Origin of the sequence: Promicromonospora sp. MEB111, assembly GCF_030209445.1 — a bacterium.
GTDB lineage: Bacteria > Actinomycetota > Actinomycetes > Actinomycetales > Cellulomonadaceae > Promicromonospora.
Genome location: NZ_JARVSD010000007.1, coordinates 149,522 through 169,520, shown reverse-complemented (window position 1 = coordinate 169,520; position 19,999 = coordinate 149,522). Strand labels below are relative to the sequence as shown.

21 protein-coding genes are annotated in these 19,999 nt (G+C 75.2%); 7 read left to right on the top strand and 14 right to left on the bottom strand.

The genetic code is table 11. The features are described 5' to 3' along the window. Window positions 1–19: 19 nt before the first annotated feature. Complete coding sequence (locus QRN56_RS07625) at window positions 20–484, bottom strand: VOC family protein (protein ID WP_285102207.1); 465 nt, start codon at window positions 482–484, stop codon at window positions 20–22. A gap of 112 nt (window positions 485–596) precedes the next feature. Here QRN56_RS07625 and QRN56_RS07620 point away from each other — a divergent pair, with 112 nt between their 5' ends. Beyond that, window positions 597–1,625 (top strand): helix-turn-helix transcriptional regulator, encoded by a 1,029-nt coding sequence (locus tag QRN56_RS07620; RefSeq protein WP_285102206.1) that lies wholly within the window; start codon window positions 597–599, stop codon window positions 1,623–1,625. Here QRN56_RS07620 and QRN56_RS07615 read toward each other — a convergent pair. After that, window positions 1,618–1,839, bottom strand: a complete 222-nt coding sequence (locus tag QRN56_RS07615; protein WP_285102205.1) for a zf-HC2 domain-containing protein — start codon at window positions 1,837–1,839, stop codon at window positions 1,618–1,620. The two genes, QRN56_RS07620 and QRN56_RS07615, sit on opposite strands and share 8 nt — an antisense overlap. Before the next feature lie 193 nt (window positions 1,840–2,032). Between QRN56_RS07615 and QRN56_RS07610 the strand changes: the two genes are divergently transcribed. Next, complete coding sequence (locus QRN56_RS07610; RefSeq protein WP_285102204.1) at window positions 2,033–2,998, top strand: endonuclease/exonuclease/phosphatase family protein; 966 nt, start codon at window positions 2,033–2,035, stop codon at window positions 2,996–2,998. Here QRN56_RS07610 and QRN56_RS07605 read toward each other — a convergent pair. The 11 genes from QRN56_RS07605 to QRN56_RS07555 form a co-directional block, all read right to left on the bottom strand. After that, window positions 2,968–4,446, bottom strand: a complete 1,479-nt coding sequence (locus QRN56_RS07605) for a hypothetical protein (protein ID WP_285102203.1) — start codon at window positions 4,444–4,446, stop codon at window positions 2,968–2,970. The genes QRN56_RS07610 and QRN56_RS07605 overlap by 31 nt on opposite strands. Further along, window positions 4,443–5,846: a CHAT domain-containing protein gene (locus QRN56_RS07600; protein WP_285102202.1), complete on the bottom strand. Its 1,404-nt coding sequence runs from the start codon at window positions 5,844–5,846 to the stop codon at window positions 4,443–4,445. The genes QRN56_RS07605 and QRN56_RS07600 overlap by 4 nt, the downstream gene beginning before the upstream one ends. Beyond that, on the bottom strand, window positions 5,843–7,264 hold the full coding sequence (locus QRN56_RS07595; RefSeq protein WP_285102201.1) for a hypothetical protein: 1,422 nt from the start codon (window positions 7,262–7,264) through the stop codon (window positions 5,843–5,845). The genes QRN56_RS07600 and QRN56_RS07595 overlap by 4 nt, the downstream gene beginning before the upstream one ends. An 11-nt stretch (window positions 7,265–7,275) precedes the next feature. Further along, window positions 7,276–8,658 carry a hypothetical protein gene (locus QRN56_RS07590; protein ID WP_285102200.1) on the bottom strand — a complete coding sequence of 461 codons (1,383 nt, stop codon included), beginning with the start codon at window positions 8,656–8,658 and terminating at the stop codon, window positions 7,276–7,278. Window positions 8,659–8,751: 93 nt separating this feature from the next. Continuing rightward, window positions 8,752–10,215, bottom strand: a complete 1,464-nt coding sequence (locus QRN56_RS07585; RefSeq protein ID WP_285102199.1) for a copper resistance CopC/CopD family protein — start codon at window positions 10,213–10,215, stop codon at window positions 8,752–8,754. A 59-nt stretch (window positions 10,216–10,274) separates the two neighbouring features. Continuing rightward, window positions 10,275–10,838: a DUF305 domain-containing protein gene (locus QRN56_RS07580; protein ID WP_285102198.1), complete on the bottom strand. Its 564-nt coding sequence runs from the start codon at window positions 10,836–10,838 to the stop codon at window positions 10,275–10,277. 102 nt (window positions 10,839–10,940) lie between these two features. Next, window positions 10,941–11,429 carry a DUF6153 family protein gene (locus QRN56_RS07575; RefSeq protein WP_285102197.1) on the bottom strand — a complete coding sequence of 163 codons (489 nt, stop codon included), beginning with the start codon at window positions 11,427–11,429 and terminating at the stop codon, window positions 10,941–10,943. Between the two features lie 48 nt (window positions 11,430–11,477). After that, window positions 11,478–12,410 (bottom strand): hypothetical protein, encoded by a 933-nt coding sequence (locus tag QRN56_RS07570; protein WP_285102196.1) that lies wholly within the window; start codon window positions 12,408–12,410, stop codon window positions 11,478–11,480. A gap of 27 nt (window positions 12,411–12,437) precedes the next feature. Next, complete coding sequence (locus QRN56_RS07565) at window positions 12,438–12,998, bottom strand: hypothetical protein (protein WP_285102195.1); 561 nt, start codon at window positions 12,996–12,998, stop codon at window positions 12,438–12,440. Window positions 12,999–13,104: 106 nt separating this feature from the next. Next, window positions 13,105–14,823 carry a SulP family inorganic anion transporter gene (locus QRN56_RS07560; RefSeq protein ID WP_285102194.1) on the bottom strand — a complete coding sequence of 573 codons (1,719 nt, stop codon included), beginning with the start codon at window positions 14,821–14,823 and terminating at the stop codon, window positions 13,105–13,107. Continuing rightward, on the bottom strand, window positions 14,820–15,275 hold the full coding sequence (locus tag QRN56_RS07555) for an ArsR/SmtB family transcription factor (RefSeq protein WP_357478468.1): 456 nt from the start codon (window positions 15,273–15,275) through the stop codon (window positions 14,820–14,822). Before QRN56_RS07555 ends, QRN56_RS07560 begins: the two co-directional genes overlap by 4 nt. 111 nt (window positions 15,276–15,386) lie before the next feature. Here QRN56_RS07555 and QRN56_RS07550 point away from each other — a divergent pair, with 111 nt between their 5' ends. Then, complete coding sequence (locus QRN56_RS07550) at window positions 15,387–15,773, top strand: VOC family protein (protein ID WP_285102192.1); 387 nt, start codon at window positions 15,387–15,389, stop codon at window positions 15,771–15,773. 175 nt (window positions 15,774–15,948) lie between these two features. Continuing rightward, a complete protein-coding gene (locus tag QRN56_RS07545; RefSeq protein ID WP_285102191.1) occupies window positions 15,949–16,773 on the top strand; it encodes an alpha/beta fold hydrolase in 825 nt (274 codons plus the stop codon). On the opposite strand, the gene QRN56_RS07540 is transcribed toward QRN56_RS07545, so the two are convergent. After that, a complete protein-coding gene (locus QRN56_RS07540) occupies window positions 16,760–17,734 on the bottom strand; it encodes an Acg family FMN-binding oxidoreductase (protein ID WP_285102190.1) in 975 nt (324 codons plus the stop codon). The genes QRN56_RS07545 and QRN56_RS07540 overlap by 14 nt on opposite strands. Before the next feature lie 130 nt (window positions 17,735–17,864). Between QRN56_RS07540 and QRN56_RS07535 the strand changes: the two genes are divergently transcribed. The 3 genes from QRN56_RS07535 (at window position 17,865) to QRN56_RS07525 (ending at window position 19,961) form a co-directional block, all read left to right on the top strand. Continuing rightward, window positions 17,865–18,458, top strand: coding sequence for a flavodoxin family protein (locus QRN56_RS07535; protein WP_285102189.1), 594 nt, complete (start codon window positions 17,865–17,867; stop codon window positions 18,456–18,458). Window positions 18,459–18,460: 2 nt separating this feature from the next. Further along, a complete protein-coding gene (locus QRN56_RS07530) occupies window positions 18,461–19,396 on the top strand; it encodes a universal stress protein (RefSeq protein WP_285102188.1) in 936 nt (311 codons plus the stop codon). A gap of 67 nt (window positions 19,397–19,463) precedes the next feature. Continuing rightward, entirely contained in the window at window positions 19,464–19,961 is a 498-nt protein-coding gene (locus QRN56_RS07525; protein ID WP_285102187.1) for a hypothetical protein, read from the top strand. Window positions 19,962–19,999: the final 38 nt, after the last annotated feature.

The window sequence follows — 19,999 nt, the reverse complement described above, 5'->3', positions numbered from 1 at the left end:
GCGGGGGTGCGCGACGGCGTCAGGCCGGGGCGTGCTCGGCCGCGACGTCGAGCACCCAGGTGACGCCGAAGCGGTCGGTGAGCATGCCGAAGGCGGGCGCCCACTGCGCCGGGGCGTAGGGCTCGACGATCGTCGCGCCGACCGCGAGCCCCGCCCACAGGGCGGCCACCTCCTCGACGCTCTCGCCGCGCACGGAGAGGAAGAAGGGTTCCGACGTGATGGTCGTGCCGTTCTCCCGGCGGGTGGTGGGCGCCGCCGCCGAGGCCGGTGCGTCGCCGGGGACGTCGTAGGCCATGACCCGGAAGCCGTTGTCGGACACGACCTGGCCGAACACGACCTTGCCGGCGTCGGGCAGCCCGGCGGGCATCCCGAGGTCGCCGTAGGTGGTGACGAGGATCTGCCCGCCGAACACGGAGTGGTAGAGCTCCAGGGCCGCGCGGGCCTGGCCGTGGAAGTTCAGGTGGGCAACGGTGCTGATCGACATGGTGCTGTGTCCTCACGCGACGGGTTCGTGGCCGGAGGTCCCCGGCGACGAACCCCAACCTGCCAGCCGTACCGGACAGGGATCGTCCGGTACTCGTGTCATCGTGGCGGACATGCCCACCGCCGCCTCGACCATGACCTCCGCCCGCCTCCTGTCCCTGTTGTCGCTGCTCCAGGTGCGCCGCGACTGGCCGGCCGGGCAGCTCGCGCGCCGGCTCGGCGTCAGCGACCGCACCGTGCGACGCGACGTCGACCGCCTGCGGGAGCTCGGCTACCCGGTGCGGACGGCCCGGGGGCCCGACGGCGGCTACCGCCTGGAGGCGGGCAGCGAGCTGCCGCCCCTGCTGTTCGACGACGAGCAGGCGGTGGCGCTCGCCGTGGCGCTGCGGCTCGCGGTGGTGACGGGCGCGGGCATCGAGGAGGCCGCCGCGCGGGCGCTGACGACGGTGCGCCAGGTGCTGCCCGCCCGTCTGCGGCAGCGGGTGGACGCCCTGGAGCTGACCGCGGCCGAGCCCGCCGGTCCGGGGGACGGCGACCAGGTCGACACCGACGTCCTGCTCGCCCTGGGCGCCGCCCTCCGGGCGCACGAGGAGGTGCGGTTCGACTACGCGTCCCCGGGCCGGCCCGACGCGGGGACGCCCCCGCGGCGGGTGCAGCCGCACCACCTCGTGGTCCGCGCGCGGCGCTGGTACCTGGTCGGCTGGGCCCCGGAGCCGGGGGAGTGGCGCACCTACCGGGTGGACCGGATGACGCCCCGGGTGCCGAACGGCCCGCGGTTCACCCCGCGCCAGGTACCGGGCGGCGACGTCGGCGCGTTCCTGGCCGCCCGCTTCAGGGGCTCGACGGACCTCGAGGGATCCACGGGCGCCGGCGCGTGGCCCTGCATCGGCGACGTGGTGCTCGCGCTGCCGGTCGCGCGCGTGGCGCCGTTCGCCGGGGACGGGCTCGTCGAGGAGCTCGGCCCGGACCGGACCAGGCTGCGCACCGGGTCGTGGTCCTGGGCGGCGCTGGCCGCCGCGCTGGCGCGGTTCGGCGCGGAGATCGAGGTGGTCGGCCCGCCGGCCCTGCGGGACGCGTTCGCCGACCTCGCCGGGCGCGCGGGACGCGCCGCTGACCTCCCGTCGGCGGACCCCGTCAGCTGACCCGGCCGAGCCGCCGGGCGTCCGCGTTACGCCGTGCCCAGGCCACCTGGCGCACGTCGATGAACGCGCGGATGCACCCGGGGCACTGATCGATGTGGGTCTCGAAGCGGCGCAGGCTGCGCGGTTCGAGGCGTCGGTCGAGGTAACCAGGGATCGCGGCGCGGGTGGACCGGCACTCCTGCCGGTCGACCCGCACAGCACTGATGGACGTCACGTGAACCTGCCCCCTGCGCACACGTTGCCCGGTCTCTACCGGCTGGCAGCAGTCTCGCCCTGGATGCGGAAGCATCGAAATTTAGCTGTGATATCACCTGTTTCATCCGGGTCCGGCGGTATCAGCCCTCGGCCGGCCGCCCTCCTGTCAGGTATCGGTACCTCCCGATCTCTCCGTCTGCAGGTGATGTGCCATGACCACGACCATCGCCCCGCCGCCCGGGCCGGTGCCCGGCGGGGTCACCGGCGACGTCGACCGGGTGCGCGCCGCGCTCGCGGCCCAGATCCCGGCCAAGACGACCAAGAACCTGCTGGTCGGCACATGGAACCTGCGTGCCTTCGGCGACCTCACGCACAAGTGGCAGTCCGCCCAGGACGACCGCCCCAAGCGCGACTGGCACGCGCTGGCCTGCATCGCCGAGGTGGTCGAACGGTTCGACGTGACGGCGGTCCAGGAGACCCGGCGCGACACCACGGCCCTGTTCGCGCTCCTGAGCCTGCTGGGCCCGCGCTACCAGGTCATCGCCTCCGACGTCACCGAGGGCGGTCCCGGCAACGGCGAGCGCCTCGCCTACGTCTACGACTCCGAGCGGGTCCAGGCCTCCGGCCTGGTCGGGGAGCTCGTCCTGCCGAAGGACGCGCGGAACGACGTCGACCAGTTCGCCCGCACCCCGTACGCCGCGGGCTTCGTGCGCGGCGCGACCGAGTTCATCCTGACGACGGTGCACGTGCTGTGGGGCAAGGCGCCCGCCGACCGGATCGGCGAGCTGACTGCGTTCGCCACGTGGATGCGGGGCTGGGCCGACCGGCCCGACGACTGGAACCACAACCTGCTCGTCCTGGGCGACTTCAACCTCGACCGGCTGGACGACCCGCTCTTCGCGGCGTTCGCCTCGACCGGGCTCTGGCCGCCCGCGGAGCTGAACACGGTGCCGCGCACGATCTTCGACGACGACCGGACCAACCACCAGTACGACCAGATCGCCTGGTTCAGCGACCCCGCGCGGCCCGGTGCCCCGTCGCTCCTGGAGGGCCTCACCTACACGGGGCACGGCGGCAGCTTCGACTTTCTCCCGCACGCGCTGCGGGACCTCACCCGGAACCAGGTCTCGTGGCGCCTGAGCGACCACTACCCCCTCTGGCTGGAGTTCCTGGCCTGAGCGTGCTCTGCCGGACCGTGCTCTGCCCGGCCGGCCGACGGCAGGGGGATCGCGACCGTGGGATCGCCCAGGATGACCGTGCTGGCGCGGTCGTGGGCCGTCACGCGGCTGTACACCATCATGTCGAGGCTGGGTCTCGCCCTGGCCCCGAAGGCGGTCTGGAACTCCTTCTCGGCGAGCTGGTAGCCCTGGAGCAGGGCTCCGATGGGCCGGTAGTACGGCTCCATCGCGTACCCCACCGGCCGGCCCAGGAACAGCCGCGCGTAGAGCGCCTCGCGCAGCTGCGCGGTCAGCGGCTGCGCGTTCGGCGGAAAGCTGAGCGTCCAGTTGAAGGTGGGCTCGACGTGCCCGATGAAGGCGCGCAGCGGTTTCCGGGCGCCGAGCAGGGCCCGGGGGAGCGGCGAGGTGAGGGCGCCCAGCGCGGCGACGCCGTCGAACGTCCGGCCCAGGTCGCCGTCGAACAGCCCGGCGTAGGCCGACGGGCTGTCCGCCCCGGCGGAGCAGCAGGCCTGGGCGAACCAGATCGCGCCGTCGGGCTGCCAGGAGGCCAGCAGGGCCTCGGGGTCGAGCGGCGCGTGGTCGTGGTCGACCGGCTTGCCGAGGTCCGCGCGCAGGCGCGCGGGGTCGGCGAGCGGCCCGGTCTGGCCGTGGCTGGTGGTGACGACGACGGCGGGCCGGCTGCTCGTCAGCGCCGCGGTCAGCGCGGCGACCGTGGCGGGCGTGGTCCGCCCGTCCACGAACGTGGGCGTCAGCTCGGCGTCCGCGCTCAGGTCGCCGCTGAGCGGCTCCGCGACGACGTCGCGCATGAGGGTGGTGATCTCGCCCATCCGGTGGTCCACCGCCCAGACGACGGGCCTGGACCACTGGGCCGCCGAGTCGCGCCACTCGCCGAGCAGGGCGTCGACGTAGCGCGTCAGGGCGCTGCCCGTCAGGTCGAGCCGGCCCACGTGGCGCACCGGGTTGAGGATGTACTGCACCCGCCACGGGACCTGCTCGGGGCTGCCGTAGATGAGCAGGAAGGCCGGCAGCTCCCCGGCGTCGGCCCCCGCCGGGGCGGCCGGGACGAACGGCTGGGCGTCGCCCGCGTGGTCGACGAGGGTCCACTGCGCGTAGCCGCCCGCGGGGCGGTAGCGGAAGACCCGGCCGTCGCGCGCCGCGACCAGGCGCCGGATGTCCGCGGGCAGGTCGGCCATGGCCAGGAGCTCGTCCCGGGTGGCGCCCTCGGGCTCGCGAGCCACGAGCCCCCAGCCGACGTCCGGGTGCCGCCAGTCCCACGGGTCGGCCGGGGCGGGCCGCGCCGTGCGCTCGGCGACCGTGAACTCCTGGGTGAGCCAGGGCCGCACGTCCGCGGCGAACCGCCCCGCGACCGGGGCCGTGCCCGACCACGCGTCGCTGGTGATCTCGTAGCCGGGGTCGACGGCGGGGGCGGCACCGGGCGTGACGGTCACGACGACTCCTCCAGGGCCTCCGGCGTGACGCCGAGCAGCCCGGCGAGCTCGGCGATCCGTTCCACGGCGCCGGCGCGGAACGCGGCGCCCTGGCCGGGCGGCAGCGCGGCGAGCAGGCTCTGCAGCGCGGCGACCTCCAGGCGCCAGGTCCGGGCCTGCTCCGGGTCGACCCGCGGCGGTCCGCCGTTCCGCGCGGGCGTGAGCTGGAGCTGGAACTCCTCCCAGCGCAGGTAGAGCGCCGGCAGGGTCCACTCGCGGCTCTGGTTCCGCGCCTGCGTCGGCGACAGCCCCGCGCCGAGCTCCGTGACCAGCCGGTTGCGGGCCGCCACGGTCAGGGCCGCCCAGTCCAGGGGCGCCGACAGCGTCGCGCCCGCCTTGGTCCGGGTGGTCAGCTCGCCCAGCAGGGCGCCGTACAGGCCCTGCGTCAGCGTGCTGGCCACTGCGCTCCGGATCGGCTCGCGCATGCCGACGGCGGCGGGCGCGACGCCCTTGGTGACGAGGTCGCGAGCGAGGGACGTCGCCCCGTCCCCCGACGAGGCGGCGCCCTCGCAGCAGTTAAGGACGACGAGCCAGGGCCCGCCGTCCGTGTCCCAGACGAACTTCGCGAACTGCTCCTTCTCCAGGGCCAGGCCGATGCCGGGGTCCGCCGCCGACCAGTCCTGCTTGAGGGCGAGCCGCACGTGCGGCACGGGCTCGGCGGAGCCGTGGCAGAACAGGTGCAGCACGTGGGGCTTGAACTCGTTGACCAGCCGGACCAGGTCGTGGTGGTCGGGCGGCACCAGGTGCACGCCCGCGATCTCGGGGGCGGTGCCGGCGTCGACCTCGGCCTGCAGGCCGCTGGCCAGCTCCTCCTCGCTGACGACGACCAGGAGGCGGGCCATGCCCGGCCCGGCCTCCAGGGCGGCGGCCCGCAGCTCGCGCAGCTCGGCCGCGGCGCCCAGGCCCAGGCACGACAGCAGGGCCATGATCCGCAGCGGCGGTTCGAGCTGGTACAGGGGCACCGGCGGCGCCGTCGTGCGCACCACGCGGGCCAGCGCGTACTTGTCCTCCAGCGCCAGGTAGGGCCCGTCGCCGGGGAACCGGAGGGCCTCCCACGGCAGGCCGTCCGCCCCGCTGCGCGGCAGGATCTCCGCGTAGACGGGGAACCTGTGGTCGGCGCTGTGCAGCGCCACGGCGAGCTGGTCGCCGAGCTGCTCGTGCGCGGCGAGCGCCTGGAACAGCCGGTCGCCCTCGCGGGCGTTGACGTCGGCGTCGAGGGCCTGGGCGCGGGCCGGGCTGCCCGTGGGGCAGTCGAAGGTCCGGTCGAGGGCCTGGTCGTCGACGGGCTCGACCAGCCGCACCAGCGGCGTGGTCGCGCCCTCCTCGCCGAAGGCGGAGAGCTGGAAGACGACGCGGCTCATCGGGAACTACCCTCCGGGGGCTCGGGCTCCTCGGGGTACGCCAGGTGGACGTGCCGCTCCAGCAGGGCCGAGACGCGGTTCAGCGCGTCCACGGCGGCTTGGTCGACCGGGAGGTCGGCCGTGTAGGGGAGCCAGCTCATCTGCAGGTGCTCGATGCTGCGCGACGCCGAGGCGACCCACGAGTCGCCGTCGACCTCGACGGCGGCCTTGCGCGTGGCCTCGTGCAGGAACGCGGACCGCCCGTCCTTGCGGAGCATGAGCCCGTCGGTGAGCTCGCGCAGGTCCGTGGTCAGCGGCTCGCCGGCCGGCTCCGGGTCGCGGACGACCTCGACGAAGAGCGGGTGCACCCAGGCGGTCATCGCCGGGAACGGCGCCGTGAGTGGGCCGGACGGCGTCAGCGCCGTGCGCAGGCTCCTGGCGAGCTGCTCGCCGCCCGGGTCCGCCGCGACGTCGTGCACGGCCGTGACCCCCGGCCTGGACTGGGCCACGTAGTCGGCGAGGTCGCGCAGCCCCGCCGCGCTGTCGCTGCCGGGCGGGTCGGAGAGCGCCAGGCCCACGGCCCCGACCCGCGTGAGGAGCTCGATCACCTCGACGGCCTCGACGAACGTCGCGGGCCCGTCGTTCGACGCAGGCGAGCCGGCCAGCACCAGCGCCCCGCGGCCGTCGGACAGGTGCCCGTGCGCCACGAAGTGCACGATGTCGAGCCGCCCGCCCTCGACGGCGTCCAGGATCCAGGTCAGCCACGGGTTGGCGATCGCGTGCGGGCCCCCGGGGCGGGCGATCGTGCGCCGCGCCGCGGCGTCCCGCTCCGCCGGCACGTGCACGACGACGTCGCCGCGGCCCAGCAGCGGGTGGACGGCGTCGCACGTCGCTGCGTACCGGTCGGCGTCGGTGAACAGGTGCACCGTGACGTGCCGGCCCGGGATGTCGAGGTACTGGTGGGCGAGCTCGGCGACCACGCGCGCCGGGTCGAACCGGACCGTCGGGAAGGGGGAGCTGGAGCAGATCGCGACGTCGAGCTGCACCCCGGGCTTCTGCGGGCGCACGGGGTGGAACGGCAGCCGGAACAGGGGCCGGCCCAGCCCTGCGAGCAGCCGCTCCCAGGGCAGCACGTGCACCAGGCCGCGCGGGACGGGGAACTCCAGCCACAGGGCGTTGTGCGGGGGCAGCGGCGACGTACCGAGGTTCTCGGCGGCCGCCGAGAGCCGGGTCACGACCGTCACGGGGACGGTCAGGTCGGCGTCCCGCACGTGCTCGACGGCGCTCGGCGGCAGGCCGAGGTCCGCGAGGGGGCAGCGCGCGACCTCGGTGGGCCGGCGCCGTCCGCGGACCGCCGCGAACACGGCCTCCGAGGTGGCCAGGTCGACGCTGATGCGCAGGGTCGGCAGGTCGATCTCCGAGCGCAGGGTCTTCGCCATCGACGCCTCCCTCACCCGTCCGTGTGCGCCGCGGCCCGCATCTGGCTCAGCAGCGCCCAGGCGGTCTGGTCGGACTGGACGGCGCCGTGGCCCGGGATGCACCAGGTACCGTCCACGCCGATCACCTCGTACCGGCTGTCGACGGCGTGCTCGCCGATCGGGTAGTGCTGGCCGACGTCGGGCATCCGGTCGATCTGGAGCGCCTCGGCGCCCACGCCCTGCGGGCCGTAGCCGCCGAGCGCGGCGAACCGCGACGGCGGCAGTCCCGCGATCTCGGCCTCGCCGAGGTCGGCCCGGCGCCGCAGCGCCAGGTGGAACACGCGCGTGAGCGGCAGGTCGTGCGCCGACCGGGTGGTGATGATCGGGTTGCGCACCCGGTCGAACGCCGGCCGGTACCCGCCGGGCCGGCCGTCGACGTCGCCCGCGAAGGCCCAGGCGGACAGCGCCGGCTGCAGCAGCAGCACCGAGTCGACGGGCCGGCCGGGCCAGGGGCCGTTGCACACGGCGGAGAGCACGACCCGCCCGCCGTACGAGTGGCCCACCAGGTGGATCCGCGCGGGCGTCTCGTCGGCCAGCCGGCGCAGGGCGGCGGCCACGCCGGTGCCGCCCACGCGACCGGCCCGGTCCTTCATCTGGCGCACCGTGGCCAGGCGGATCCCGGAGCGGATCAGCTCCAGCGGGTTGAAGCCCGCGACCTGCGGGGCGGCCGCGCCGCCCTCCCCGGGGCCGCCGACCTCGGGGACGTCGTCGGGGATGATGCCGCCGGGGCGGACGGGTGTCGGCTCGATCCGCGCGAGCGTGTCCTCCCAGACGGCCCGCAGCGCGGGCCCGTCCACCCGGGTGCCCGTCGCGCCGGTCTCGTCCTGGTCGGCGACGGGCAGGTGCGCGAGGATCTCGGCGGCCAGGTCGGCCCGGTCCCCGCCCGTCCCGGGGTCGGCCAGCGCCGGGTCGGCCAGCAGCGCGTGCAGCTCGGCGCTCAGCTCCGGTCCGAGGTCCCCGCTCAGCACCGCGAGCTCGTCGGCCAGCTCGCCGACCAGGCCGTCGCCGCCGCCCGCGATGTCGGGGCCCCGCTCCCAGGGCATGACCAGCGCGGCGCTGGGCCAGAAGACGCCCACGTACACGGGGCGGAACGGGCGGTCCGGGGCGGGCGGGTGCGACCGCAGCACCGCGTCGAGGTGGTCGAAGAACTCGTCGTAGCGCGAGGTGGCCGCCAGCCAGTCGTTGTTCCAGCCGTGCGAGACGACGACGAGGTCGGTGGCGTCCCGCGCGTCCTCGACCAGGGCCGCCAGGGACCGCGGCGAGGTCAGGGCGCCCCGCGCGTCGAACTGGAGCACGTACACGGGGACGGGCCCGCGCGGACCCTGCCGGACGGTCCAGGGGATGTTCGTGGACATGGCACCATCGCCTCTTCTGCCGCTGCCCCCTGCGTACTGCTCTCACAGATGCGGAGCCGACGGCGTTCGCGTTGATACCGCGGCGGAGCGACATCACCCGGATCCCTGGACGGACGCCGCGACCAGCCAGGCCGTGAGCAGCACGACCGCGACCATGAGCGCCGTCTCCCGGCGCGCGCTGCGCCGCAGCGCGTCGCCCGCGCTGCGCGACCGTCCCGCGTGCCGCACCACCGCCCGGCGGCGCGCCGTGAGCCGCGGGACGACGCGGAGGTGGTTGTGCGTGCCGATCGCCGCGACCAGCACGACCACCCCGACCTTCGCCAGCAGGAACAGGCCCCAGGTGCTCTCCCAGAGCTGTGCAGGGCGGTCGAGGATCCCCACCGCGAGCAGCACCCCGGCCACGCCGACCACCGCGAGGGAGAGGCCCGCGACCACCGAGAAGCGGGCGCCCAGCAGCGCGGCGTCCAGGTCGCGCCCGTCCCGGCGCCGGGCCCGGAGCAGGAGCGTCAGCGTGACGACGCCGCCCACCCAGGTGGCGGCGGCCGCCAGGTGCGCCACGTCCGCCGTGACCACGAGCCACCGGGGCTCGACGGTGTTGCTGTGGCCGCCGAGGACCTGTCCGGCGCCGGCCAGCGCGGCGCCGAGCGCCGCGGGCCACGACGCGGGCAGCGTGCGCCGGGCGCCCAGCACGAGGGCGACCGCGCCGGCGGCCTGGAGGCCCACGTCCCAGCGCGTCGTGCCCGTGAGCGAGTCACCGATGGCGGCCGCTGAGATCGCGGCCGCGAGGTCGCCGTGTGCCACGAGCACCGCGTTCGCCAGGACGCGGACGAGGAGCCCGCCGAGCAGCAGCACTCCCGACCGGCGGACCAGCCGCAGCACGGCCGGCACGTCCGCCTCGTCCCGCCCGCGCAGCACGAGGCCGGCGAACACCAGGGCCCCCGCGGCGACCAGGCCGCCCCACAGCGCGGCGGCGCCGCCCAGCCGGGTGACGATCCCCGCGGCGTCGGTCGCGGGGCTGCCCATCGCGGCCGGGTCGTGGCCCATGTCGTGCCCCGTGCCGTGGTCCGAGCCACTCATCCCGCTCATGTCGTGGCCGGTCCCGGTGGACGCGCCGGCCGAGGGCTCGTCGGCTGCGTCGTCAGGCGCCCCGCCCGCCACCGTGAAGCCGAAGGTCCCCTCCAGCGGGTGGCCGTCCTGGGCCGCGGCGGTCCAGGTCACCGTGTACGGGCCGGCGGCCAGGGCCGCCGCCGGGGTCGCGACCAGCACCAGGCCGTCCTCGGCGGCGGCGACGTCGGCCGTGACGACGCCGTCCGGGCCGTCGATCACCACGCCGTCGCCGAGCAGGCTCACGGGCAGGGTGAACCGCAGCGTGACCGCGGTGACCGGGGCGGACGCCGTCGTCCCGGCGGCGGGTACCGACGACTCGAGCCGGGTGTGTGCGGCGGCGGGCGGCGCGCAGCAGAGCGTCAGGACGAGCGAGGCGAGCAGGGCGAGCAGGGCGGACGCCGCCCCGGTGCGGACCGCGCGAGGGCGCGCTCCGGCGAGAGAACTGCGCATGGGCAGGCTCCTTCGGGAGGGGGTGGTGCGCCGGACCGCGCCGGCGCACCACCCGTCGGTCACATCGAGGCGAGGAGCTCTTCCATCGTCTCGATCTCGGCCGCCTGCGTCTCCACGATGGTCTGCGCCATCTCGACCGCGCCCGCCTCCTGGCCCGACTCGACCTGGGCCTGCGCCATCTCGACGGCGCCCTCGTGGTGCACGACCATCTGCTCCAGGAACAGGCGGTCCGCGGCGGGGCCGGTGGCGCCGGCGAGCGCCTGGAGGTCCTCGTCGGACATCATGCCGTCCATCCCCGCGTGGCCCCCGTGCTCGCCGGCGGGCTCGGCGCCCCAGGTGTCGAGCCAGCCGGTGAGCGTCTCGATCTCGGGGGCCTGGGCGGCCTTGACCTGGGTGGCCAGCTCGGCGACCCGCGGGTCGGCGTCGGGCCGGGCCAGGACGGCGTCCGCCATCTCGATCGCCTGCTCGTGGTGCGGGATCATCATCTGCGCGAACATGACGTCCGCGTCGTTGTGCCCGGCGTGCTCCGCCGCGGTCTGCTGGCCGGGTTCCTCGGAACCCGCACAGCCCGTGAGGGCGAGTGCGGCGGACAGGGCGATCGCGGACAGAAGGGTGCGCTTCATGGTGTCTTCCTCTGGTTCGTCTCGGGGTAGCACTCACTGGCGCGACCGCGCTGGGGCACGGTCACGCTCGTCGGTCGGCGCGGGTACGCGCCGGACCCGGGTCTACGTCCGGGAGATGCAGAGCTCGTGCAAGGAGGGGGCCGCGAGGTCGCGGAGGCCGGCGAACGCCGGGGCCAGGGACGCCGCGAGCCGGAGCGGGGCCCGCCACAGCAGCCGTCGCGCGGGGGCGACCAGGGCGAGGAGCGCGACGAGGATCATGAGGCACATCGCCATCGCGGCGTCGTGCCCGCCGCACCCGTCGCAGCAGGAGCCCTCGTCACCGGCCGCGTGGTCGTCCGTCGCGGGGGCCTGGACCAGGACGGGTCCGGTGACGGCCTGCGTCGTGCCGGTGAGCGCCGACGCGACCTGTTCCGACATGACCTGCTCCGACACGACCGCGGCGGCCTCGTGGGGCACCGCGTGCCCGTGGGAGGCCGGCGAACCGCTCATCGAGTGCATCGTGACCACGCCGACGATCACGGTGAGGATCGCCAGCGCTCCGACCAGGCCCTGCCGAGGGCCGGTGAGGGCCGAGCGGAGGAGCGAGAGCACGCGCACGGCAGGGAGGCTACCCGATCGCCGGCCGCTCACGAAGCGCGGTCAGCAGGGTGAGCCGGGCTCGGTCGTCGGGCCCTGACGTGCCTGGCCGTCGGGCGACGGGCTCAGGTGGTCGAGCCGGACGTCGTCGGACACCGGCACCGACACCACGCCGGCGGTGTCCGGCGACCAGGCGCGCGGGATCAGCACGTACCGGCCGCCCGAGGCGGCCATGAGGACCAGGCCGTCGTACCGGTAGCGGAACCCGTCCGCGCCCGACGGGCACGCCGTCGCCGTGACACCCGGCCCGACGATCTGCAGGTCCACGGTGCTGCGCACCACGACGGACGAGTCCTCCGGCAGGCCGTCCGCGAACCGTGCGGCCCGTTCGTGGCCCACCGCCGCGGAGTAGTCCGCCACCGCCCAGAACAGCGCCACCGCCACGAGCGCGAACATCGCACCCCACTCGGCGAGCCGTGCCGCCTGCGACGGCGGGACCCAGGGCTCGTCGTCGCGACGTCGCATCGTGCGCCGACGGCGCACGGCCAGGCCGAGCAGCAGCACCCCGCCGGCCAGGCAGAGGGGGGCTACCCACGACGGCACCCAGTCGGCCAGGCCCGCGCCCGGCCAGAACGCCTGGATGAGCCCGAACAGGGCCAGGACCGCCCCGACCGGGCCCGCCACGCGCACGATCCAGCGGTCGACGTCGGGCCGGGAGCCCCCGGCGCGGGACCCGCCCCTGACCCACAGGGCCACGAGCACCCCCGCGGCCACCACGGCGAGCGGGATCAGGAGCCCGTCCTGCGCGAGGTAGAGGTAGTCGGTGGTGGTCAGCCCCAGCGTCGAGACGTCCACGCCGAAGTACTCGAAGAAGAACGTGATCTGCTTGCGCCCGAAGAAGTACAGCAGCGCGGTGACCAGGGTGACGGGCGCGATGACCTCCGTGGCGACGCGCACGATCCGGCCGATGTCGGCCGGCGTGTCCTCGTCGGGCACGGTCCTCTCCCGACCGCTCATCCCGGGTTACCCCTGGCTGCCCTCGGAGGGGCTCTCGTCCGTGCCGTCGTCGGTGGTCTCCTCTGTCGGATCGACTTCCTCGCCGTTCTCGCCGCCGTCCGCACAGCCCTCAGGGTTCTCGGGGTCCCCGAACAACGTCAGCGTTGCACCGACCTCGATCAGGTCACCCTCCGCCGGGTCGGATCCGGAGTAGATGCAGTCGCGCACGGCGGGCTCGAAGGTGATCTCGACACACAGGTCCCCACCGGGGCACTGGCCCGCTATCGCATCCGCTGCCAGGTCGGCGATCTCGGACACGGTCTGGTCGCCACCGGCCCGGTCCAGGGGGCTGCCGAGGCGGATCGGCGAGGGTTGTGCTCCGCCGCCGCCTCCGCCGCCTCCGCCGCCGTTGTCATTGCCGCCTCCGCCGCCGCCGTCATCGGTGCTGTCGGTCTGCGTGGTGTCGTCGCCCGTGGTGTCGTCGCCGCCCCAGGAGCAGGCCGCTCCTGCCGAGAGCACCAGCGCCACGAGCAGGGCCAGCGGCGCGTGCCGCCGTCGCGCCGAGCGAATACTTGTCTGGTGTCGCATCAGGCGCACCTCCTTGTCCGCCTACCCGGAGGGAGTCGCGGGGGAGGCGACGTGATACGGCTCGCGGGGGCGTCCCGCGGGTTCGGCGGGTGAACTCGCGCGTGGCTCAGCGCCGCCCGTCGAGCTGCGGCACGTCGACGCCCCGCGCGGCGCGCCGGACGTGGGAGCGGGCGTGGTCCACGGCGTCGTCCAGGGAGGCGAACACGTGGTTCTCGTGCCGGAGCCCGTCCAGCACGCCGACGGCGGCCATGAGCCTGCGGTGCCGTGGCTGAACTCCCTTGACCAGCACCGTGACCCCGCGCTGCTCCAGGGCGGTGACCAGGTCGGCCAGGGCGCGCGCGCCGGTGGCGTCGACCATGTCGATCTGGGACAGGCGAAGGACGACCACCAGCACGTCGTCCCGGACCGAGGCGTCGGTGACCTCGCCGAGGATCCGGTCGGCGGCCCCGAAGAACATGGCGCCGTCCAGGCGGAACAGCGCGATGCGCTCGTCGCCCTCGTGCGCGGCCCCGGGCAGCGGCTCCCGGTGCACGGCTGAGGCGCGTGCCAGCCGGCGCAGGGCGAAGAACGCGGCCACCACCAGCCCGATCTGGACGGCCTCGATCAGGTCGAACGCGACGGTGATCACCGCCGTGACCACGAAGGTGACGGCGTCGGACCGGGTGGAGCCCAGCACCGCCCGGACGGTGCCCGCGCCGATCATCCGGAAGGCGGTGACCATGAGCACGCCGGCGAGCGCGGCCAGGGGGATGTGGCTCACGGGTCCGGTGGCGAGGTAGATGACGGCGAGGATCACGAGGGCGTGGACGACGGCGGCCAGGCGGGTGCGTGCCCCGGAGCGCACGTTGACCGCGGTCCGTGCGATGGCGCCGGTCGCGGGCATCCCGCCGAACAGTCCCGATGCCAGCGAGGCCAGGCCCTGTCCCACGAGCTCGCGGTCCGGGTGGTACACCGAGCCGGGGGCCATGGTGGCCGCCACGCGGGCGGACAGCAGCGACTCGATCGCGGCCAGTGCCGCGACCGCGACCGCCGCGCCCGCCAGGTCGCCGACCGCCGCGGCGCCGGTCCCGGGCAGCGCCGGGGCGGGGAGCGCGTGGGGCAGGGCGCCGATGCGGGCCACCGGTGCGCCGGCCACCTCGGCCAGCACGGTGGCGAGAGCGACCGCCACGAGCGAGGCCGGGATCGCGGTGTGCAGACGCGGCAGGAGCACCAGGACGGCCGCGACCAGCAGCACCACCGCCAGCGCCCACAGCGTGGTCGCGTCCAGGGCGAGCCTCCCGAGCGCCTCGGCCGTGGCACCGATCGCCCCGATCGCGGCGGCCAGCGGGTTCCTCCCGGCTGCGGCCTCCTGCCCGAGGGCAGCGGGGACCTGCTGGAGGAAGATGATCGCCGCGATCCCGAGCGTGAACCCCTCGACCACCGGCCAGGGGATGAAGGTGACGAGCCGGCCCAGCCGCAGCACGCCGGCGAGCAGGACGATCGCTCCGCCGAGCACGGTGACCAGGGCGACCGAGGCGAGCCCGTGCTCGGCGACGATCGGCGCCAGCACCACGGCCATCGCCCCTGTGGGGCCCGAGACCTGGAAGCGGGAGCCGCCGAGCACGGCCGCGACGACGCCCGCCACCACGGCGGTCACCAGACCCGCCGCGGGCCCCGTGCCCGAGCTGACGCCGAACGCGAGCGCCAGCGGCAGCGCGACGACCCCCACCGTGAGCCCCGCCAGGAGGTCGGCGCCGAGCGACCGGGGTCGCAGGTCGTAGTCGTCACGCCGGGGGAGCAGGTCGCGCACGTCGAGGGTGGCCAGGGCGTCGCGGACGGTCGTCACCGCGCCGCCCCGACCGCCGCCGTGCCGTCGGGTCCGGGCCCGCCCGGCCCGGTCCGCGCCAGGGCTGCCTCCAGCACGGCGCGGGCGCTCGCGCCGGGCAGGGCCGGCAGGCTCCGGGCGGCGGCGAGCCGGTCCGCGTCGGTGTCCCGGCCGGCCAGCCGGTGCAGCAGGAAGGCGCGCGCGACCACCAGGAGCTCGGCCACCAGCGGCTCGGTGAGCCGGTACCACACGGCGTTGCCCGAGCGGGCCGCCTCGACGACCCCCGCGCGCTTGAGCACGGCCAGGTGCTGGGAGAGCGCGGACGGCTCGGACCGCGTGACGGTCAGCAGGCGGGAGACGGGCGCGGTCAGGTCGGGGTCTGCCGCGAGCACCTCCAGCACCTGGATGCGCACCGGATGGGCGAGGCTCTTGAAGAGCTCCGCCTTGATCGCGTAGAGGGGCTGGGTGTCCACCGGCATGAATTTAGCAGTTGCTGAAACCGTGGCGTCGGACCCGCTGTCGCCGATGAGTTCCGCGGCGCCCCGGCGTCTGCCGTAGGACCGAACCGAGGAAAGGAACTCACCATGGTCACCACGCTCCGCAGCTTCAGCGGCTTCTCGGTGGACGACGTCGACGCCGCCCTCCGCTTCTACCGCGACACCCTCGGCCTGCCCGCCCGGACCAGCGACATGGGCGGCCTCCAGATCGACCTGACCGAGGGGTCGTCGGTGTTCGTCTACCCCAAGGGCAAGGACCACGCACCGGCGTCGTACACCGTGCTGAACCTCGTGGTGCCGGACATCGACAAGGCGGTCACGGAGCTGGAGGCCGCCGGGGTGAGCCTGCTGCGATACCCCGGGTTCGACCAGGACGAACGGGGCGTGGCCCGCAGCACCGACCCCGCCCAGGGTCCGACGATCGGCTGGATCACCGACCCGGCGGGCAACGTCATCGCGCTCATCCAGGACTGACGGCCGGGACCAGGGACGACGCGTTTATCACCCGGGTAAGTCACCCGCGGGGCCGATCCTGGACTGCGGCTGCGGCCCGGGCGGCGGATGCTGGCTGGGGGCGGGGCCGCGGCGGCCCCCGCGGAGCCCGCCTCGCCGAGGCTGGCTCCCCCGGACGGCGAACGGAGACGGAAACGTGCCGAAAATTGTCACTGATGACGGCGTCGAGATCTTCTACAAGGACTGGGGGACCGGGCAGCCCATCGTCTTCAGCCACGGCTGGCCCCTGTCCGCGGACGACTGGGACACGCAGCTGCTGTTCTTCCTGCACCAGGGCTATCGCGTGATCGCCCACGACCGCCGCGGGCACGGCCGGTCCACACAGGTGGCCGACGGCCACGACATGGACCACTACGCCGACGACCTGGCCGCGCTGACCGCCCACCTCGACCTGCACGACGCCGTGCACGTGGGGCACTCGACGGGCGGCGGCGAGGTGGTCCACTACATCGCCCGGCACGGCGAGTCGCGCGTGGCCAAGGCCGCGATCATCGCCGCGGTGCCGCCGCTGATGGTGCAGACCGACGCCAACCCGGGCGGCCTGCCGAAGAGCGTGTTCGACGACCTGCGGGCCCAGCTCGCGGCCAGCCGCTCCGAGTTCTACACGGCGCTGCCCGCCGGCCCGTTCTACGGGTTCAACCGGCCCGGCGTCGAGACGCGCGAGCCGCTGGTGCGCAACTGGTGGCGGCAGGGCATGCAGGGCGGCGCCAAGGCGCACTACGACGGCATCGCGGCGTTCTCGGAGACCGACTTCACCGAGGACCTGCGCAAGATCACCGTCCCGGTGCTGGTCATGCACGGCGACGACGACCAGATCGTCCCGTACGCCAACGCGGGCCCGATGTCGGCCGAGCTGCTGCCGAACGGCACGCTGAAGACCTACCCGGGCTTCCCGCACGGCATGCCGACCACGCACGCCGAGGTGATCAACGCCGACCTGCTGGAGTTCATCCGCTCCTGAGCCCGTGCGCGGCTCCCCGCGTGATCTCCTCCTCCGCCCGGCGCGGCGTGTGCCGGGACAGCGAGCTGTAGCCGAGCCGCATCAGTATCTGCGGCGCCTCGTCGAGCGACAGCACCCGGCGCAGGTCGTGCCGCGTCGTCGGGTTCTCCAGCACGGTGGTCGCGAACGACGCGTGGACGAAGTAGGTGATCGCGACCAGCAGCACGCGCTCCAGCGCCTGCCCCGCGGCGACCCAGTCGCGGGGCGAGTCGCCGGGCGTGGAGAGCAGGGCCATCGTCGAGTGCTGCTCGAACTGGGCGCTGCCCCTGCTGGCGAGGAACCGCCGGACCGGCGCGCCGTCGTCGACGGCCGCCGGTCCCAGGAGCTCCGCCGGGATGCCGTCGGCGCGGTCCGCGTCCGTGGCCGTCCACGCCAGCTCCTCGCCCCTCGCGGCGGGGTCCTCGGCGGCGAGGGCCTCGGCCCGGCGGACCAGGCCCATCACCTCCGCACGCACCGGCTCCGAGGGCTGGATCGGGCGCAGGTCCGCACCCTCGTCCCGGGCGGACTGCCGGATGTCCATCAGCACGTCCGTGAACAGCGGCTGGTCGTCGAACGGGACCCGCGACGTCCTGCGCCGCGCGATCGCCACGGCCAGCTCCAGCTCGTCCGTGTTCGGGGCCGGTCCCGGGTCGAGCCGCATCGTGGCCACCAGCAGCGGGTCGTCCCGCTCGGGCAGCACGCGGACGGCGGGGCTCAGCGACTCCCGCCGCGCCGCCGCCCGGGCGTTGAACAGGAACGCCCCGCAGCTGATCAGCATCTCCCGGCCGTCCGGGTCGCAGTGGTGCAGCTGCCGGGCTGGGTCCGCCCGGAGAACCACGGTGCGGCCCGTGACCTCCACCTGCCACGGCTGGGTGTTGTAGACGCTCGGGGCGCTCGCGGCGGCCCGCAGGATCCGCTCCACCCGCGAGTCGACGACGTCCATCGCCTCAGTCTTCGCGGCGGGGCGGGCGCGGGGCACGGGCCAAAGGTCCCGCGGACGTGGGCCGGACGGCCCTGACGCCCTGCCTGCCCGGGGACGAGCGTGGAGGCAGAACCGGAGAGAGGTGGCCACGATGCGCGCACTGGTGGTCTATGAGTCCATGTTCGGCAACACCGCGGCGATCGCGCGGGCGATCGCGGACGGGATCGAGGCGTCCATGCATGCCGACGTCGTCGAGGTGAGTGCGGCACCCGCCACCGTGCCGGCCGACGTCACGATGCTGATCGTGGGCGGGCCCACCCACGCCTTCAGCATGTCCTGGCCCTCGACCCGGCGGGACGCGGCCGGGCGGTCGGCGTCCGTCATCTCGCGCGACCGTGGCATCCGCGAGTGGCTCGGGGCGCTGCCGGGGGTGACCACGCCGACGGTTGCGACGACGTTCGACACCCGGGCGACCTCGCGGCTGACCGGCTCCGCCGCACGCGCGGCGAGCCGCCGGCTGGACCGGCTGGGCTTCCCCCTCGTCGCCTCGCCCATGAGCTTCCGGGTCACCGACTTCACCGGCCCCCTCGTGGACGGCGAGCTCGACCGAGCGCACGCGTGGGGCGAGGCCCTGGCCGCCGAGATCGCCGTCCGGCGGCCCACCAGGCCGGTGGCCCGGTCCACGTACCAGCGACCGTTCCAGCGCCCTTACCCTCACCCGCAGAGCCGACTGGGCGAGGCGTGACCATGACCGCCGGCCAGCGGCCCGCTCCGGTCGTCGTCGCCGTGGACGGGAGCCGCCGCAGCACCGGTGCCGTCCGGTACGCGATCAACGAGGCCCGGATCCGGCGCAGCGGGGTGCGGATGGTCCACGTGGTCCCGGCACCGCTGCCCGAGAGCGGACTCTGGCCGGCCGAGGCGGGCGACATCACCTACCTCGAACGGGCGGGCCGCGGGACGGTCACCCGGGAGGCGGAGGCGGCGCGTTCCCTCGCACCGGACCTGGAGATCGAGCCGGTGCTCGCCCTCGGGCCGCGCGTGGCGCAGCTCGTCGCCGCGGCCGCCGCCGGCGGCCTCCTGGTGCTGGGCCGCGAGACGCGGCACGGGGGCGAACGCCTGGTCGCCCGGGCGACGACCGCCGAGGTCACCGCGCGGGCACCGGTCCCCGTGGCGGTCGTGCCCGCGGGCTGGCGGGACGGCGGGCACAACCGCCTCGTCGTGGGGATCAAGACGTTCACCAGCGCCGGCGAGCTGCTGACCCGGGCGCTCTCCGTGGCGTCCTGCCGGCACGCCACCGTGCGGGTGGTGCACGCCGTCGAGGTGCCCGACCTGGCCACCGACCTCGGTCTCGCGAACTCCTACGCCGGTGAGTCGGTGACGGCCGCCACCCGGCTGCTGGAGACGGTCGTGCGGGACTGGGCAGTCGTCTACCCGGGCGTCGCCGTGGAGACGTCGGTGGTGCCGGGCCGCCCGGACGAGGTGCTCGTGGAGGCCGCGGCGGACGCCGACGTCCTGATGGTCGCGCGGCACCACCGCGGGCTGGGACGCGTCGCCCGGCTGGGGCGCACCCCGCGGGCGATCCTGAACGTGTGCGACACCCCGGTCGAGGTGGTCCCGCTGCGCTGGAAGACCTCCGGCGTGCCGATCGTCCTGGAGAGCGACGGGGAGATCCTGAAGACCTGACGCGCCGCCGCGCGGCGAACCTGCGAAGGTGGGGGTGCCCAGGACTCGGCGCGGAGGACGGTCAGCGATGGACGACTACCTGTGGGTGCTCAAGGACGACGAGCTCGACCTTGTCCGTGAGCTCGAACCCAAGCGGTTGAAGGCGCTCGACGAGGACGACCTGCTGGACCTGCACCGCCGCGTGCGGCGGGCACGCAACAAGCACGTCAAGAACTACCGCCGCAAGGCGGCCCGGAACGTCGAGGAGCTCGGCGCACGCGGCAAGGCCGCGCCCAAGGGCGGCAAGTCGCGCTGGCGGGCCGCCGCGTTCGAGGAGGCGCTGTCGGTCGTCAGCGGGCGGCTGGCGCACGTCGCGCACGTGCAGGCCGAGGCCCTGAAGGACGAACGGCTCGCCCAGGCCCGGGCGGGCAAGTCGTCCGGACCGGGGTCGTCGGACCGGCCGGGCGGCACGAAGGTCGGGCCCGGGCGGGCCCGGAGCCATCAGAAGACGACGGGCGGCAAGAAACGGGACGCCTCGACCCGGGCGCAGGGCGCGCGCCGCCAGGGCAAGCGCGACAGCAGGTAGCCGCGCCCGCCGCGCGCGACGGCTGGGCGCGCGGGTGA